The organism is Sphingomonas oligoaromativorans, assembly GCF_011762195.1.
In the GTDB taxonomy this organism is placed as follows: domain Bacteria; phylum Pseudomonadota; class Alphaproteobacteria; order Sphingomonadales; family Sphingomonadaceae; genus Solisphingomonas; species Solisphingomonas oligoaromativorans.
In genome coordinates this window covers 584,262-598,960 of the sequence record NZ_JAASQK010000001.1, presented here as the reverse complement: position 1 = coordinate 598,960, position 14,699 = coordinate 584,262, and the positions used below count along the sequence as shown (strand labels likewise).

The window sequence follows — 14,699 nt, the reverse complement described above, 5'->3', positions numbered from 1 at the left end:
CGAAACGCCTTCATTCCTTCTCTCCTGTTTTCGCGTCGCATCGCACGCGAGCCGACGGATGGGGTGATGATGAGAAGCCTCCGCGGCGCGGGCCGCCCGTCCCAAGGCTGACGGAAAATGGTCTCGGATCGGATGAAATGGGCGGTGGAGCGCCCGACGACTGACGCTCGATCAGGCGGAAGCCCTGGACGATATGCTGGGGTATGGCCCGCACACCCTGGCGCCTCTTCCTGATTTCCGTGACCAAAAGATCGAGCGCGGAGCGTGCCATGTCGGCCACAGGCTGCCGAATGGTCGTCAGTGGAGGCCAAACAGTCGTCGCGAGGGTGGTGTCGTCATAACCGCAGACAGTCAGATCGCGAGGGACGACAAGACCGCGCACATGAGCCACCGCGATCGCGGCGGCCGCCATGTCATCATTCGATGCGAAGATCGCGGTCGGCGACGGGACGCCGTCGAGGAGCATCTCCGCCGCGTCGAGCCCTGATCGATAGGTGAAGAAGCCCCGCGCCACCAGTTCCGGCCTGAAGCCGAGCCCGGCGGCCTCCAGACCATCGCGATAACCCGCCAGCCGCCGCTCACTCGCGGTCAAATTCCCGTCCCCGACGATGAAACCGATATCCTGATGCCCAAGCGACAGCAGGTAGGACGTCATCTCGAGCGCCGCCCGATAATCGTCGATGCAAACGACGGACAGACTGTCGGCCGGCCGCGCCGTAGCGACGGCGACCGCTGGAAGATCGACATGCGCGACGTGCGCGATCAGGGCATCGGAATCGCATAGAGGCGGGGGCAGAATCAGGCCGTCGATGCCACATTCGACAAGGCGATGCAGGGCGGCCATGCCATCATCGTCCGGCAGGCATCTCTGCACCGCCAGTTGGACGTTCATCCGGCTGGCCTGATCGAGGCTGCCGAACAGGAACTCGCTGAGATAGCCGGCGCTGGGATTGCTGTAGAGGAAGCCGATGCGGATTCGCGCCACCGTCGCCAGCGCCTGAGCCGAGCGGTTGGGCTGGAAACGCAACTCCCGGATCGCGGCCAGAACAGCGTCGCGCGTTTCCTTGCGCACGGCCGCAGGGCTGTTCATGACGCGCGATACCGTCATCGCCGACACACCCGCCCGCGCCGCGACATCGACGATCGTGGGCTTCCGCCGCCCCCGGAAGCGCCTGAGCCCTCTCATCGCCTCCTCCACGAGGCGGATAAGCTCCCCGTCGTCCCGATGCCGGGATGCTCAGACGGCTTGCAGGCCATGATCGACGATCCGGCGGATCAGATCCCGATGACGCGGCAGCCCGACACGCAGCCTGTCTGTCTGCACGCGGTTTTCGTGCAGGGCGCGCTCGGCGATGCGGGCATCCGCCGTGAGCGCCCCAGGCTCGACCTCGGTATGGAAACCCATGCCATAGAGCACATATTGATAGCTCGCTGGTGGGAAGACTTCTTCCACCCGGTCGAACTCGTCATGAAACCAGGGTGACTGGTATCGCCACAGGGTGAGGAGATCCCGAAGGCGGTCCGGGATCGTCTCAGGCAGCAGATTGTCCCGCCAGAAGGCGGTGTCCTCGCGTTTGGTGATGACATAATGGAGCTTCAGGAAATCGATGATCCGGCCCCAGCGATAATCGGTGGTCGCGTTAAAGCGCGACGCGATCACGTCCATGACCTCGCGACAGACCGGCATCTGTTCGGCAATCAGCTTGGCCGATAACTCGATCAACACGATGGCCGAGGATTCGAGCGGCTCCAGAAAGCCCGCGGCAAGGCCGACGGCGACGCAATTATGCTTCCAGAAGGTTTCGCGATGGCCGGACCGAATGGGGATCTTGCGGACCGGCAGATCCTTGCCGGCCGGTCCGAGATAGGTCCGCAATTCCCTCTCCGCCTCGTCGTCGGAGATATGGCGGCTGGAATAGACATGGCCGGTGCCACGCCGCGTCGGCAGGCCGATGTCCCAAATCCACCCCGCGGACTGAGCCGTTGAAATGGTGTGCGAGGCGATCGGACTGTTTTCGTGCTCATGGGGCACCTGCACCGCGAGCGCCGTGTCGCAGAACAGCACATCGCTACAGTCCTTGAACGGCACGCCCAGCGCCTGCCCGAGCAGAAGTGAGCGGAAGCCCGTGCAGTCGACGAACAAATCCCCCTCGATCTCGCCAGCCTGCGGGGTGACGATGCTCGCGATATCGCCATTCTCGGCGCGCTTCACCTCCTGCACATCGGCCAGCACATGGCGGACGCCCAGCGTCTCGCAACAATGCTTTTGAAGGAAAGGTGCGAATTTGCCCGCATCGAGATGATAAGCATAGTTGGCGACCGCTTCATATTCCGGTGTCGCCATCGTCTTGGGGGCAAGTCCGTCTTCGCAGATCGCTCCTTGTGGGCTGACCGCGTCGCAAAAGCTGCGTCCATCCTTGCCGGCCAGCCAGTGCGGCACGAGGTTGAGCTGCTGAAATCCCTGCGGCAGCATCAACGGGTGATAATAGGCGTCGTCGTCCGCCCCCGTCGTCCAGCGCGCGAATTTGGCTCCCTGCTTGAAGGAGACATCGCACTGGCGGAAAAGCTCCGTCTCAGAGACGCCCATGCGAGCGAGGGTTGCTCGCAAGGTAGGCCAGGTTCCCTCGCCCACGCCGATGATCGGCGTGTTGGGGGATTCGACCAGTGTGACGCTGAAGCCACCCGGCATCCGGGCACGGTGTTTGGCCGCAATGACACCAGCAGTCAGCCAGCCGGCGGTGCCACCGCCGACAATGACGATATGACGAACAGGCTTCATTCTCTCTCCCTGCCAGAAAAGTGGGTGCCGCCCTGCGACGGCACCCTAGTCGGAGGGAACATCAGAAGCGAACGTGCGCGCCCACCGTGAAGCGCCGCCCGTAGTGGAAGACGTCCAGCATCTGGTTCTTGAAACGACCATGCGTGCTCTGGACGGCATCGTTGAGATTCAGCGCCTCGAAGAACACGCTGATCTGCTTGGTGACATCATAGCTGCTGCTGAAGTCGACCTGCGTGCTGGCATTCACGAAGGTCGGCTCGGCACCGAAGGCCGAGTTGTTCTGGTTCTGGCCGAAAGCGGCCAGATATTCGTCGCGCCAATTGACCGCGACACGCGCCTGAAAGCCGTTCTTGTCGTAGAAGCCCACGAAATTCGCCGAGTTGGCGAGGCCGGTTACGGCGAAACCGGTCTGTGAGATGTCGTGTGCCGCATAAGGCTTGTTGGTTTCGACAAAAGTGGCGTTGGCATCGAAGCCGAAGCCGCTGTTGCCGAAGACATGCTGCAACGCGACCTCGACGCCCTTCACCGTGGCGTTCGGACCATTGAGCGACTGCGACACGGTGAAGACCGCCGGCTGCCCGGTCGCCGGATCGATGACATCGTTGATCGTCTGGCGCTGTGTGCCCGTGACGATGAAGTTCGTCACATGCTTGGCGAAGAGGTCGAGCGAGAAGTAAGAGTTGCGGTGATAATACCATTCGGCGCCGACATCGAAATTGTCGGCGAGATACGGCTTGAGCTTCGGATTGCCGCCCGTCGCCACCAGCGCGTTGACGCGCCCTCCCACTCCGGTCAGCACCGGCGTCAGCTTGTTGAGCGGCGGCCGGGTCAGCGTCCGCGACGCATCGAAGCGCAGCTTCAGCTTGTCCGTCACATCAAGGCTGAGATCGAGGCTGGGCAGGAAGTAGGAATAGGACGACTTGGTGGAAACCGGCTGCGTGCCCGAAAAGGCGATGACATAAGCCGTCGGATCGCTCGACGGGATGGTCAGGCTCAACGGAACCGTGCCGAGGCCCGAGGAGGTGATGTTCGTGATCTCCTCGCGGGCGCCCATATTGATATGAAGCGGCATACCGGCGATGTCGGTCGTCTGGCTGATCGTGACGAAGCCCGACCACGTCTTCTCGACAATGTTCTGGACGCTGCCCGGATCGGTCACCGCCGACAGGACGCCATGATAATTGTTCAGGCCGTCTGTCGAATTGGTGGGATAATTGAAACCGGGAATATTCTGGGCATAGGGATCGCCAAGGCTTTCCAGGTAATTCTGGAACGCCGCCGCGCTATAGATCGGAAGCTCCGGCGGCAGCGCGCCCGAAAAGCCCGGAATGAAGTTCTTCGTGCTGAAGGTTCCGGTAATCAGGCCCGCCGGGATAGGAACGCCGGTGGTGCGCCCCGAGGGAAGGCCATAGCCTCCGTAGGCCTGCCAGAAGTTGTTGTAGAAGGTGTTCTCGTTGTGAAGCTTGAACCGGTCCTTCACATACTGGCCGCCGAAACGGATTTTGAGATCGTTGTCGCCCGTCCATGAACCTTCGAAGCGGGCCTGTTTGATATCATCGCTGTTCCGCTGCGTGCCGTTGGTGGCGACATGGGTGCCGATCAGATCCTGATTAAGGAACTGCGAGGCGTCGCCATTCGGGCCATAGGCGGAGATGACCGGAATATGGCTGCTGCTGTTGCCGTTCACCTGAACGCCCAGCGTCGTGCCCAGCGTGCCGCCATAGCCGATATCGCCGCCCAGTGCGCCGATATTATGCCCCGGATTCAGATAGCTCTTGCTCCAACTGGCATCGACATCGAAGTGGAGATGCTCGGTCGCATCCCATTTGACGTTACCGCCGAGCTGGTTGGTCTGAAGAACCTGGGTGTTGAGCCCCGCCGTGAAGTCGAACGGGGTGCCGGCCTGGGTGAAATTGGTAACGGTCCCATTGCCATCCTGCTGAACGTTGCGCAGGTCACCCTGGTTGAACCACACGCCAAAGCCGTTGGTGGTGGTGTGAATCTTCTGACGCGAGAAATTGTCGTCCAGCGTGACCAGCAATTCCTCCGACGGATGCCACTGGAGAGCGATGCGACCATCCACACGCTCGTCCCGCACCCGCTGCCGCTCGGCACCGAACTGCTGCTGATACCAGCCCACATCGCTCTTGCGATCGCTGGCGGCCGCGGTCGTGCTGTCACTGGGCGCGCAGGTCGTGGCCGTGCTGCCGGCCAGTTGGCAAGGGGCGAAAAGGCCGCCTTCCCAGCCGGAGACGAAGACGCGGTCGGTCTGTGTATCGTGCCGCGTGTAGATGCCATCGACGAGCACACCGATGGTATCGTCAGCGAAGGTATCGCTCAGCAACAAGCCGCCGGTCGGCGCGACCTTGCCCGCCCCATCCTGGATGGAGCCCGCCCCCGTCGCAGCGAGGCGGAAGCCGGGATGGTCGAAAGGCTTGGGAAATTTGATGTTGATCGTGGCACCGATCGCGCTCGCGCTGAGCGCGTCGTCGGGCGTCTTGAGCACGTCCAGCTCGCCGACGAAATCCGCCCCGACCGTGCTGAAATCGACCTGGCGCCCACCCGTCGCGCTCGACACGCGGCGGCCGTCATAAAGCGTTGTCACGAAATCGCCGCCGAAGCCGCGCACGGTGACGCCGGTGGGTTCACCACGCGAACCGTCGCGCGAAATGGACACGCCCGGCAGACGTTGCAGCGCGGCCGCCACATTAGAGTCCGGGAATTTACCGATATCCTCCGCGGAAATCGCATCGACGATCCCCGGCGACGTCCTCTTGATATCGAGGTTGCGCTGCAACGACCCTCTGAGGCCGGTAACGATGATCTCTCCGGCCGCGTCCTTTTGCTGGCCGGGCGCCTGGTCGGTCCCTCCAGTTGTGGGAGCGCTGGCTTGGCCACCCGCCGCAGCATCCGTGCCGGCCTGCGCAAGCGCAGGCGACGCAAGCACAAGAGCCAGCACACTGGAGACTCCGATCAAAGAGCTCCATCTATAAATTGTCATATTATTGACAGAACGCTGAATCTGAGAATTTTTCGCCAATTCATCCTCCCCTTCTTATTCGCTCCGGCCAGATCGCCGGGCGTCGCAACAGCAACTCGAACAAGGCTTTATGGGACTCACGGGGAGAAGCGCCGCCTCTCGCGTGCGGCTCGCTCAGACATCCCCTGTTCCTCTTATTTCACTCTTCTTATGCGAAAGCGGTAGCGCTATCAACCGTCTTGTCCGAGTTTTAGTGAATGGTCGATAGTTGAAAGACATAGCCAATAGCGGGCAAGCCATGAGAATGGGCGACAGGCCCGCGGAGCCTCAGGAGGAGAAGCCGTGACCCGAATCGAACCGCTCAACGCCGACATGCATCATGAAGTTATCGTCAGCACCCGGCCCGATGCGCGCCATGGCGATGCGCGTCATTTCGTTCCCGTCGTCGTCAGCGAATTTCCGAAACTGGCGGCCCACTATCCCATTTTGCTTGCAAAATCGGCAGAAACCGGCGCTTTCTTCATGGGTGCGATGCTGGGAATAGAGGCGAATGAGAATCTTTTCCTCGCCGATAATGGCGATGGCCAAGCCTATCGCCCACTCGAATTACGTCGCCGGCCTTTCTACACCGTGGGCGACAGCCTCGGAATCGATATGGATCATCCGTGCGTCAACGCACCCAGCGGCGAGAGATTGTTTGATCCCGATCGCGAACCCACCCCCTTTCTGCGCGGCATTCAGGCCATGATCGGTCAGTTGAAGCAGGGCATTGATCGGACAAATGCCTTCATACAGACATTGATCCGGCTGCGACTGGTCGAACCGATCGACATATCGCTGCGTTTCGACGACGGCACGCATCATCGCCTCGACGGCCTGTACACCGTGAGCAGCGACCGGTTGTCCGAGCTGGTGGACGACGAGGTGCTCAGCCTGTTCCGAAACGATGATCTCCGTCTCGTTCACACGATGATCGGCACGCTGGAACAGATTCCGAGGCTCGCCCGGATGCACAACGAACGCCTTACGCGGAGCTTTTGAGGGAATGGCGATGCGCGCTCCTCGGGAAATATCCGTCGCGCTCATCCAGAGCCGCGAGGCCTTCATGGATGAGGTGGTCAATGGATGCGAGCCCGTGGTGTTGCGCCAATTGTGCGCAGCATGGCCACTGGTCAGGATCGGAAACCACCCTCCGGCACAAGCCGACTATCTACGGCACCTGGATAGCGGCCGCCCGGCGGAAGCGTTCATCGGCGATCCTGCCATCAGCGGCCGTTACTTCTATGGCCGCCGCGCCGACGGGTTCAATTTCGCACGCCGGACGATGCGACTGTCCGAGGCGCTGGACGCGATCATCGCGAGCGGCGACCCCGAAGAGCCATCCATTTATATGGGCTCGCTGCCCGTCGACAGTTACCTGCCTGACTTCGCCGCGACCCATTCCATCCCGGTCCTGCCGGAATGGATCGTGCCACGCGTCTGGATCGGCACGCAGTCGACGGCCGCCTGTCATTACGACACACAGGACAATCTGGCGTGCGTGGCGGCGGGTCAGCGGCGTTTCACCCTCTATCCCCCCGACGCGATCGGCGATCTCTATGTCGGGCCGATCGACCATACGATGGCCGGCCAGCCCATCAGCATCGCAGCACAAGCGCCTGACCCGGATCAGGAGTTTCCCCGCTTCGAGGCGGCCCGGCGGCGCGCCCTGACGGTCGATCTCGATCCCGGCGACGCGCTCTATCTGCCGAAACTCTGGTGGCACCAGGTCGAGGCCACCTCCTCCTTCAACATCCTCGTCAATTACTGGTGGGACGCCTTCAGCCCCGGCCCGGATCAACCCTTTACCGCAATGATGCTCGCGATGATTACCCTTGCCGAACGCCCCGCGGCCGAACGGGCGGCCTGGCGAGCCTTCTTCGACCATTATGTCTTCCGACCGGACGGCCACCCACTCGCCCATATGAGCGAAGACCAGCATGGCATTCTCGGCCCGCTTCACCCTCATAATTATCGCCGTCTGCGGGCTCAGATCATGCAACTCCTGCGCGGGTGCTAAAAACCGCCCACCTGCCGACCAGACGCATCCCAACGTCGTCGCGCCGACTCGATTACTTTCATTGTCCTTGACAGCGCAGGACATTTTATCGGACCATCGACAATCCGAACGCTGTGAACCACCGCAAATTCTCGCTTTTCGGAGATTGATAGGTGAAAATTCTTCGCGTACTCTGACGAAGCTTGACAAAGCCATTATTGTCTGAGTAGTGGTAGCGCTACCAATAACAAGGTCCGATCATCGTGGTCTCCGTTTCACAGCGGGCATAGCGTCGATTTCCTGCGAAGGCTGAGCCGGCAACGATCTCCTGCCGGCGGCCTGGGAGGCCCTCGTCCCTCCGCGCGAACGATGCTTCGCCCTCCTGTCACGGATCACCTCGGGAAATAGCCGTGGGGAGAGCATGATGCCAGCGTCCCGGTACGCATCGTGGATAGGCCGAAGCACGCGCTGCAAAGGCGACGCTTTTCGCCGCAGTCGGCCGCGCCATAGCCATGGCATCGCGCGTCGCTCCGGCGACGGGTTCCCCCGATGATCCCAGCGCTTGCCCTTCTAGTCGCCCTCGCGACGCCGCCTGCTCCTGACGGCCATTCCCTGCGCCTCGCCATTACCTTCGACGACCTACCCGCCCATGGCCCGCTGCCTGTCGGCGAGACGCGAGCCGGGATCGCGGAAACCATTGCCAAGACACTGACCGGCGCCGGAGCGCCATCGGTCTACGGCATGGTCAACGGCGTGCTGGAAGAACGCGAACCCGGCTCCGCCGAGGCCTTGGTGCGCTGGCGCGCCGAGAGCTTGCCGCTCGGCAATCACGGCTGGTCCCACACCAGCCTCGACAAGATGTCTTCCGCGCAGTTCGAAGACGAACTGATCCGCAACGAACCCCTTCTTTCCAGAACGGGCCAGAGCCTCAGCTTCCGTTGGTTTCGCTATCCCTATCTCGATGAGGGCCGTGATCCGGGCCTGCGCGATGCGGCCCGCTCCATTCTCGCACGTCATGGCTACAGCATCGCCGCGGTCACGATGAGCTTCGCCGATTATAGCTGGAACGCCCCTTATGCCCGCTGCGTCGCCCAGCATGACACCGCGTCGATCACAGGCCTGGAGCAGAGCTATCTGGCGGCGGCCGAACGCGCGATCGTGGCATCGCGCAAGGCATCGCAGGCAATCTACCACCGCGATATCCCCTATGTATTGTTGATGCATGCCGGCGCTTTCGATGCGCGCATGTTGCCTCGGCTGCTCGCCCTCTATGAGCGCCATGGCTTCCGCTACGTGACGCTGGATGAGGCGGAACAGGATCCGGCTTATCGAGCCGACCTCGATCCTTCCCTGCCATTCGACACAGCGGCTCTCCAGCATCATCTGCCCGCGCCGGACGGTCCTTTGCGTCCCGCCGGTTTCGATCCGGCTGATCTCGACAAGGTCTGCCTGCCAAAAGGGGATGGGAAATAATGCTCAACAAGACTTTGGTGACCGTCACCGCCAGCGCGGCGCTGCTCGGCGCGGCGCCCGTCACACCCAACGGCCAGCATTATCTCGCCCAACCGCTGGTGACATCCATCTTCACGGCGGACCCTTCCGCGCATGTCTTCAACGGGAAGATCTACGTCTATCCCTCGCATGACGTACCGACCGATATTCCCGACGACGATCTCGGCAGCGAATATGCGATGCACGACTATCGCGTGCTGTCGATGGACCGGATCGGCGGCAAGGTGACGATCAGCCCGCCCGTGCTCGACGTGAAGCAGGTGCCCTGGGCATCCAAACAGATGTGGGCGCCGGATGCAGCCTATCGTAACGGCACTTATTATCTCTATTTCCCGGCGCGCGATCATCAGGGGATTTTCCGCATCGGCGTCGCCACCTCCAAATCGCCGACCGGGCCGTTCAAGGCCGAACCGCAGCCGATCAAGGGCGCTTACAGCATCGATCCCGCCGTCTTCGCCGACAAGGACGGCAAGAGTTACCTGATCTTCGGCGGCATCTGGGGCGGGCAGCTCCAGCGCTGGACGAGCGGCCATTTCGATCCCCGTGGCTCCGACACCGATCTGAAGCAGGACACGAAGCCCGCGCTCTCCGCCAAGATCGCACGGCTGGGGCCGGACATGAAGCAACTGGCCGAAGCCCCCCGCGATCTCGTCCTCCTCGACGAGCATGGCAAGCCGCTGCTCGGGGGCGATCATGATCGCCGCTTCTTCGAGGGCGGATGGATGTTCCGGCGCAACGGCACCTATTATTTCACTTATTCGACCGGCGACACCCATTTCCTGGCCTATGCGACGGCCACCAATCCCTATGGCCCTTTCCATTATCGCGGGCATTTCCTGGAGCCGGTGCAGGGCTGGACCACGCATCATTCGATCGTCGAATTTCAGGGCAAGTGGTGGCTTTTCTATCACGACACCCAGCTATCGAACAAAAATCATCTGAGAAACGTCAAGGTTACCGAGCTTCATTTCAACCCGGACGGCTCCATCCGTTCGATCGATCCGTTCACGCGCTGAGCTATACTGATGTTTCTTGGCATCGATATCGGCACCTCGGGTGTGAAGGCGGTGGTGATCGCGGCTGACGGCCGGGTCGCTGGGCAAGGCACCGCCGCGCTCACCGTCTCGCGTCCCCAGCCGCTCTGGTCGGAACAGGCGCCACAGGATTGGTGGCGCGCCACCGAAGCCGCGGTGATGGCGATCGATCCGGCGGTGCGGCGCTCGGTGCGCGGCATCGGCCTCGCAGGCCAGATGCATGGCGCGACGCTGCTTGATGCCGACGACCGGCCGCTGCGCCCCGCCATCCTCTGGAACGACGGGCGCAGCCATGCCGAGTGCGAGGAGATGGAGGAAGCCGTCCCTGCCCTCCACGCCATCGCCGGCAATCTTGCCATGCCCGGCTTCACCGCGCCCAAGCTGCTCTGGGTGCGCAAGCATGAGCCGGATATCTTCGCGGCGACGCGCACGGTGTTGCTGCCCAAGGATTATATCCGGCTGTTGATGACCGGAGAGAAGGCCTCCGACATGTCGGATGCGGCCGGGACGCTCTGGCTGGACGTTGCCGGCCGGAACTGGAGCGACGCGCTGCTGGAGGCCACTGGCCTCACCCGCGACCATATGCCTCGCCTTGTCGAAGGACCGGATATGACGGGCGCTCTGCGCGCCGAGGTCGCCGCTCGCTGGGGCATGGCCACGGTGCCGGTGGTCGGCGGCGGCGGAGACAATGCGGCGGGCGCGGTCGGCGTCGGCGTGGTGTCGGATGGCGATGCCCTGCTCTCGCTCGGCACGTCGGGCGTGATCTTCGTCGCAACCGACGCCTTCCGCCCCAATCCTGGCCGCGCGGTCCACGCCTTCTGCCATTGCCTGCCCGGACTGTGGCACCAGATGGCCGTGCATCTCTCCGCCGCCGCCTGTATCGACTGGGTTGGGCGGTTGACCGGCTCGTCCGGTGCCGCCGACGTCTTCGCCCGCGCCGAAGCGGCCGGACCGGGTGCGGGCAACGAGATTTTCCTGCCCTATCTGTCAGGCGAGCGCACGCCCCATAACGACGCGCTGGTGCGTGGCGGCTTTCTTGGGCTCGATCACGATACGGACGCGGACCGTCTCTGCGAGGCCGTGCTGGAGGGCGTGGCCTTCGCCCTCGCCGACGGCGTCGACGCGCTGCGCGATGCCGGAACGCGGATCGACCGCCTTGCCGTGATCGGAGGTGGCGCGCGATCGCGCTACTGGGGCCGCATCCTGAGCGCCGCCATGGACACCTCGCTGGTCTATCTGCGCGGCGGCGAGGTTGGTCCGGCGCTCGGCGCCGCGCGGCTCGCCCAACTGGCCGTCGATGGCGGCGCGGCGCGCGATGTCTGCCTGCCGCCACCTGTCGACCGCGTGATCGATCCCGATGCCGCCGACATCGAGCGCCTCGCACCGAAAAAGGCAGCGTTCAAGGCCGCTTACCCCCGCATCACCCCCTTGAGGAGGAACCTCCCATGAGCTCGATCGAAACGATGAAACCGACCGATTATTTCGCCGATATCGCACCCGTCACCTTCAAGGGGCCGAATTCCACCGACGAACTTTCCTATCGCTTCTACGACAAGGACCGGGTCGTGCTCGGCAAGCGGATGGAGGACCATCTGCGCTTTGCCATATGCTTCTGGCACAGCTTCTGCTGGAACGGCTTCGACGTGTTCGGTGCGGGCACTTTCAACCGCCCGTGGCACGCCGGCGCCAACGACGCGGCAGCGGCCGCGTTCAAGCGCGAGGTCGCGTTCGACTTCTTCAACAAGCTAGACCTGCCTTACTATTGCTTCCACGACGTCGACGTGATGGCCGCCACCGAAACCGTGGCCGAATATCAGCACCATTTCGCCGAGGCCGTGGATCATCTCGAACGTCTTCAGACCAAGACCGGGCGCAAGCTGCTGTGGGGCACCGCCAATCTGTTCAGCCACCCGCGCTATGCCGCCGGCGGCGCAACCAATCCGAACCCGGAAGTCTTTGCCTTCGGCGCGCTTCAGGTCCGCTCGGCGCTGGAAGCCACACACCGCCTCGGCGGCTCGAACTATGTGCTGTGGGGCGGTCGCGAAGGCTATGAGACGCTGCTCAACACCGACATCGGCCGCGAACTGGACCAGCTCGGCCGGTTCCTCAGCATGGTTGTGGAGCACAAGCACAAGATCGGCTTCCAGGGCACGATCCTGATCGAGCCGAAGCCCCACGAGCCGACCAAGCATCAATATGATTTCGACACCGCCACGGTCTATGGCTTCCTCAAGCGTTACGGCCTCGAGAATGAGGTGAAGGTCAATATCGAGGCGAACCACGCGACGCTCGCCCGCCACACCTTCGAGCATGAGATCGCCACCGCCCGCGCGCTCGGCATCTTCGGCTCGATCGACGCCAATCGCGGCGACGACCAGAATGGCTGGGATACGGACCAGTTCCCCAACTCGGTCGAGGAGATGACGCTGGCGATGGTGGAAATCCTGCGCACTGGCGGCTTCACGACGGGCGGCTTCAATTTCGACGCCAAGGTGCGCCGCCAGAGCAACGATCCGGTGGACATGATCTATGGCCATGTCGGTGCCGTCGACGTGATCGCCCGCGCGTTGCTGGCGGCGGCCGCACTGATCGAGGACGGGCGCGTCGATCAGGTTCGCGCCGATCGCTACGCGGGATGGGACAGCCAGTTCGGGCAGGCGATCTCGGCAAAGGACAGCTCGCTGGCCTCAATCGCCGATCTCGCGGTCCAGAAGAACATCCAGCCGGCTCATAAATCGGGCCGGCAGGAACGCCTTGAAAATCTCGTCAATCATTTCGTCGGCAACGCGCGCTGACCGACTGCGGGGCGGAACGGCCCTCGCCGTTCCGCCCTTGACCCGCGCACCGTGCGGATGAGCCCAACGCGCGCAGAACAGCTCCGAAAAGAGAGCGCTATCATAGGGGTGGCCGGAATCGGAACGATCCGGCGACAGGGAGGATCATCATGGACAGACGCCACGGCCGAGGCGCGAAGCGCGCGCGCCCTCTGTTCGCACTGGCCGCCATCGCCGCATCGCCTGCGCTAGCGGCGGCATCCGCGCCCTCCCTCCGCGCGACGATCGACGCATCAAGGGCGCACGATGCCGTCACCCGGTGCGAATATGGCATGTTTATCGAGCCGATCGGCGACGCATCCGCCGTCACGATGGATAGTCATGCCCCCTATGTCGGCGCGCGTCTGACCGTGCCGGCCATCTCCATCTCGATCTTTGAATTCCCGCTTGGCTGAGGAGATATCCCGATGCTCTTCCCCTCCCTTTTGCGATCGACCGCCCGTCATGGCGTGCTGGCGCTGGCCGCTTGCCTGCCCGCCGCAGCCATGGCGCAGGTGACCACCAACCCTCCTCCCGCCGTGCCAGGCGCCAAGCCCGTCACGATCGAGCACATCAAGGTCCACGCGCCAACGATCGAGGGCAATCTGGAAGGCGAATCCGCCGATCGCGACGTTCTGGTGGTGCTGCCGCCAAGCTATCAAAACTCGCCCCGACGGCATTATCCCGTGCTTTACGCATTGCACGGCTATTCCATTGGCGCCGAGCAGTGGAGCCATGAAATCCACCTCGCCGATGCCAGCGCCGGTGCCTTTGCCAAGGGCGCGAAGGAGATGATTATCGTCCTGCCGGACTCGAAGACCATTCACAATGGCTCGATGTATTCGAGCTCGATGACCACCGGAGACTTCGAGACTTTCGTGTCGCGGGATCTGATCCATTATATCGATGGCCATTACCGGACGATCCCCGAACGGGAAGCCCGCGGGCTCGCCGGCCATTCGATGGGCGGCTACGGCACCGCCCGCATCGGCATGAAGCACCCGGACATGTTCGGTGCCATCTACATGATGAGCCCCTGCTGCCTCTCACCACGGGCTCCCGGCCAGTTCGATCCCAATGCGGAAGCTGCGCTTGAAGCGGTCAAGTCGCCGGCCGATTCCGCAAAGCTGCCGTTCGGCCTGCGCGCCCAGTTGGCCAGCGCCGCGGCATGGTCGCCCGATCCCAAGGCTCCCCCGCTCTATCTCGACCTTCCGGTCAAGAACGGTCAGGTGCAGCCGGATATCGTCGCCAAATGGGCGGCGAACGCGCCGCTTGCCTTCGTCGATCAATATATCGGCAATCTGAAGCGCTACCGCGCCATTGCCATCGACGTTGGCGATCAGGACGGGCTGAAGGCCGATGCCGGGAAGCTCCATGCCGTGCTGGACAATTACGGCATCGCCAACAGCTTCACCATCTATCCCGGCACGCATACCAGCAATGTCGCAACTCGCTTTCAGGAATTCGTGCTGCCCTTCTTCAGCAGGAATCTGACGACCCGCTGATCTCGAAAACCCAATCATCACAAGACAGGGGAGTGGAA

At 62.8% G+C, this 14,699-nt stretch carries 11 protein-coding genes; 8 read left to right on the top strand and 3 right to left on the bottom strand.

Translation table 11 applies throughout. From position 1 onward, the window contains the following. Nucleotides 1-10 precede the first annotated feature (10 nt). From FHS98_RS02895 to FHS98_RS02885, 3 genes are all read right to left on the bottom strand, one after another. Nucleotides 11-1,186 carry a LacI family DNA-binding transcriptional regulator gene (locus tag FHS98_RS02895; RefSeq protein ID WP_167099482.1) on the bottom strand — a complete coding sequence of 392 codons (1,176 nt, stop codon included), beginning with the start codon at nt 1,184-1,186 and terminating at the stop codon, nt 11-13. Between the two features lie 51 nt (nt 1,187-1,237). Further along, complete coding sequence (locus FHS98_RS02890; protein ID WP_167099479.1) at nt 1,238-2,779, bottom strand: tryptophan halogenase family protein; 1,542 nt, start codon at nt 2,777-2,779, stop codon at nt 1,238-1,240. A gap of 61 nt (nt 2,780-2,840) precedes the next feature. Next, nucleotides 2,841-5,780, bottom strand: coding sequence for a TonB-dependent receptor (locus tag FHS98_RS02885; protein ID WP_167100337.1), 2,940 nt, complete (start codon nt 5,778-5,780; stop codon nt 2,841-2,843). 321 nt (nt 5,781-6,101) lie between these two features. On the opposite strand from FHS98_RS02885, the gene FHS98_RS02880 reads away from it, so the two are divergent. From FHS98_RS02880 to FHS98_RS02850, 8 genes are all read left to right on the top strand, one after another. Next, a complete protein-coding gene (locus FHS98_RS02880) occupies nt 6,102-6,800 on the top strand; it encodes a SapC family protein (protein ID WP_167099476.1) in 699 nt (232 codons plus the stop codon). A gap of 4 nt (nt 6,801-6,804) precedes the next feature. After that, nucleotides 6,805-7,818 (top strand): cupin-like domain-containing protein, encoded by a 1,014-nt coding sequence (locus tag FHS98_RS02875; RefSeq protein ID WP_167099474.1) that lies wholly within the window; start codon nt 6,805-6,807, stop codon nt 7,816-7,818. Between the two features lie 528 nt (nt 7,819-8,346). After that, on the top strand, nt 8,347-9,270 hold the full coding sequence (locus FHS98_RS02870) for a polysaccharide deacetylase family protein (RefSeq protein ID WP_167099470.1): 924 nt from the start codon (nt 8,347-8,349) through the stop codon (nt 9,268-9,270). Then, nucleotides 9,270-10,325, top strand: coding sequence for a glycoside hydrolase family 43 protein (locus tag FHS98_RS02865; protein ID WP_167099467.1), 1,056 nt, complete (start codon nt 9,270-9,272; stop codon nt 10,323-10,325). The genes FHS98_RS02870 and FHS98_RS02865 overlap by 1 nt, the downstream gene beginning before the upstream one ends. Before the next feature lie 9 nt (nt 10,326-10,334). Further along, the gene (gene xylB / locus FHS98_RS02860) at nt 10,335-11,792 is read left to right on the top strand and encodes a xylulokinase (protein ID WP_167099464.1); all 1,458 of its coding nucleotides are present in this window, start codon (nt 10,335-10,337) and stop codon (nt 11,790-11,792) included. Beyond that, the gene (gene xylA, locus FHS98_RS02855) at nt 11,789-13,138 is read left to right on the top strand and encodes a xylose isomerase (RefSeq protein WP_425057327.1); all 1,350 of its coding nucleotides are present in this window, start codon (nt 11,789-11,791) and stop codon (nt 13,136-13,138) included. Before xylB ends, xylA begins: the two co-directional genes overlap by 4 nt. Before the next feature lie 311 nt (nt 13,139-13,449). After that, on the top strand, nt 13,450-13,572 hold the full coding sequence (locus FHS98_RS18945) for a hypothetical protein (RefSeq protein WP_279588247.1): 123 nt from the start codon (nt 13,450-13,452) through the stop codon (nt 13,570-13,572). Nucleotides 13,573-13,584: 12 nt separating this feature from the next. Beyond that, the gene (locus tag FHS98_RS02850; RefSeq protein ID WP_167099461.1) at nt 13,585-14,661 is read left to right on the top strand and encodes an alpha/beta hydrolase; all 1,077 of its coding nucleotides are present in this window, start codon (nt 13,585-13,587) and stop codon (nt 14,659-14,661) included. Nucleotides 14,662-14,699: the final 38 nt, after the last annotated feature.

Coding starts and splice junctions, on each gene's coding strand:
- FHS98_RS02885 (WP_167100337.1), bottom strand. CDS start 5,780: ATGACAATTTATAGATGGAGCTCTTTGATCGGAGTCTCCAGTGTGCTG.
- FHS98_RS02875 (WP_167099474.1), top strand. CDS start 6,805: ATGGCGATGCGCGCTCCTCGGGAAATATCCGTCGCGCTCATCCAGAGC.
- xylA (WP_425057327.1), top strand. CDS start 11,789: ATGAGCTCGATCGAAACGATGAAACCGACCGATTATTTCGCCGATATC.
- FHS98_RS02895 (WP_167099482.1), bottom strand. CDS start 1,186: ATGAGAGGGCTCAGGCGCTTCCGGGGGCGGCGGAAGCCCACGATCGTC.
- FHS98_RS02865 (WP_167099467.1), top strand. CDS start 9,270: ATGCTCAACAAGACTTTGGTGACCGTCACCGCCAGCGCGGCGCTGCTC.
- FHS98_RS02890 (WP_167099479.1), bottom strand. CDS start 2,779: ATGAAGCCTGTTCGTCATATCGTCATTGTCGGCGGTGGCACCGCCGGC.
- FHS98_RS18945 (WP_279588247.1), top strand. CDS start 13,450: ATGTTTATCGAGCCGATCGGCGACGCATCCGCCGTCACGATGGATAGT.
- FHS98_RS02850 (WP_167099461.1), top strand. CDS start 13,585: ATGCTCTTCCCCTCCCTTTTGCGATCGACCGCCCGTCATGGCGTGCTG.
- FHS98_RS02870 (WP_167099470.1), top strand. CDS start 8,347: ATGATCCCAGCGCTTGCCCTTCTAGTCGCCCTCGCGACGCCGCCTGCT.
- xylB (WP_167099464.1), top strand. CDS start 10,335: ATGTTTCTTGGCATCGATATCGGCACCTCGGGTGTGAAGGCGGTGGTG.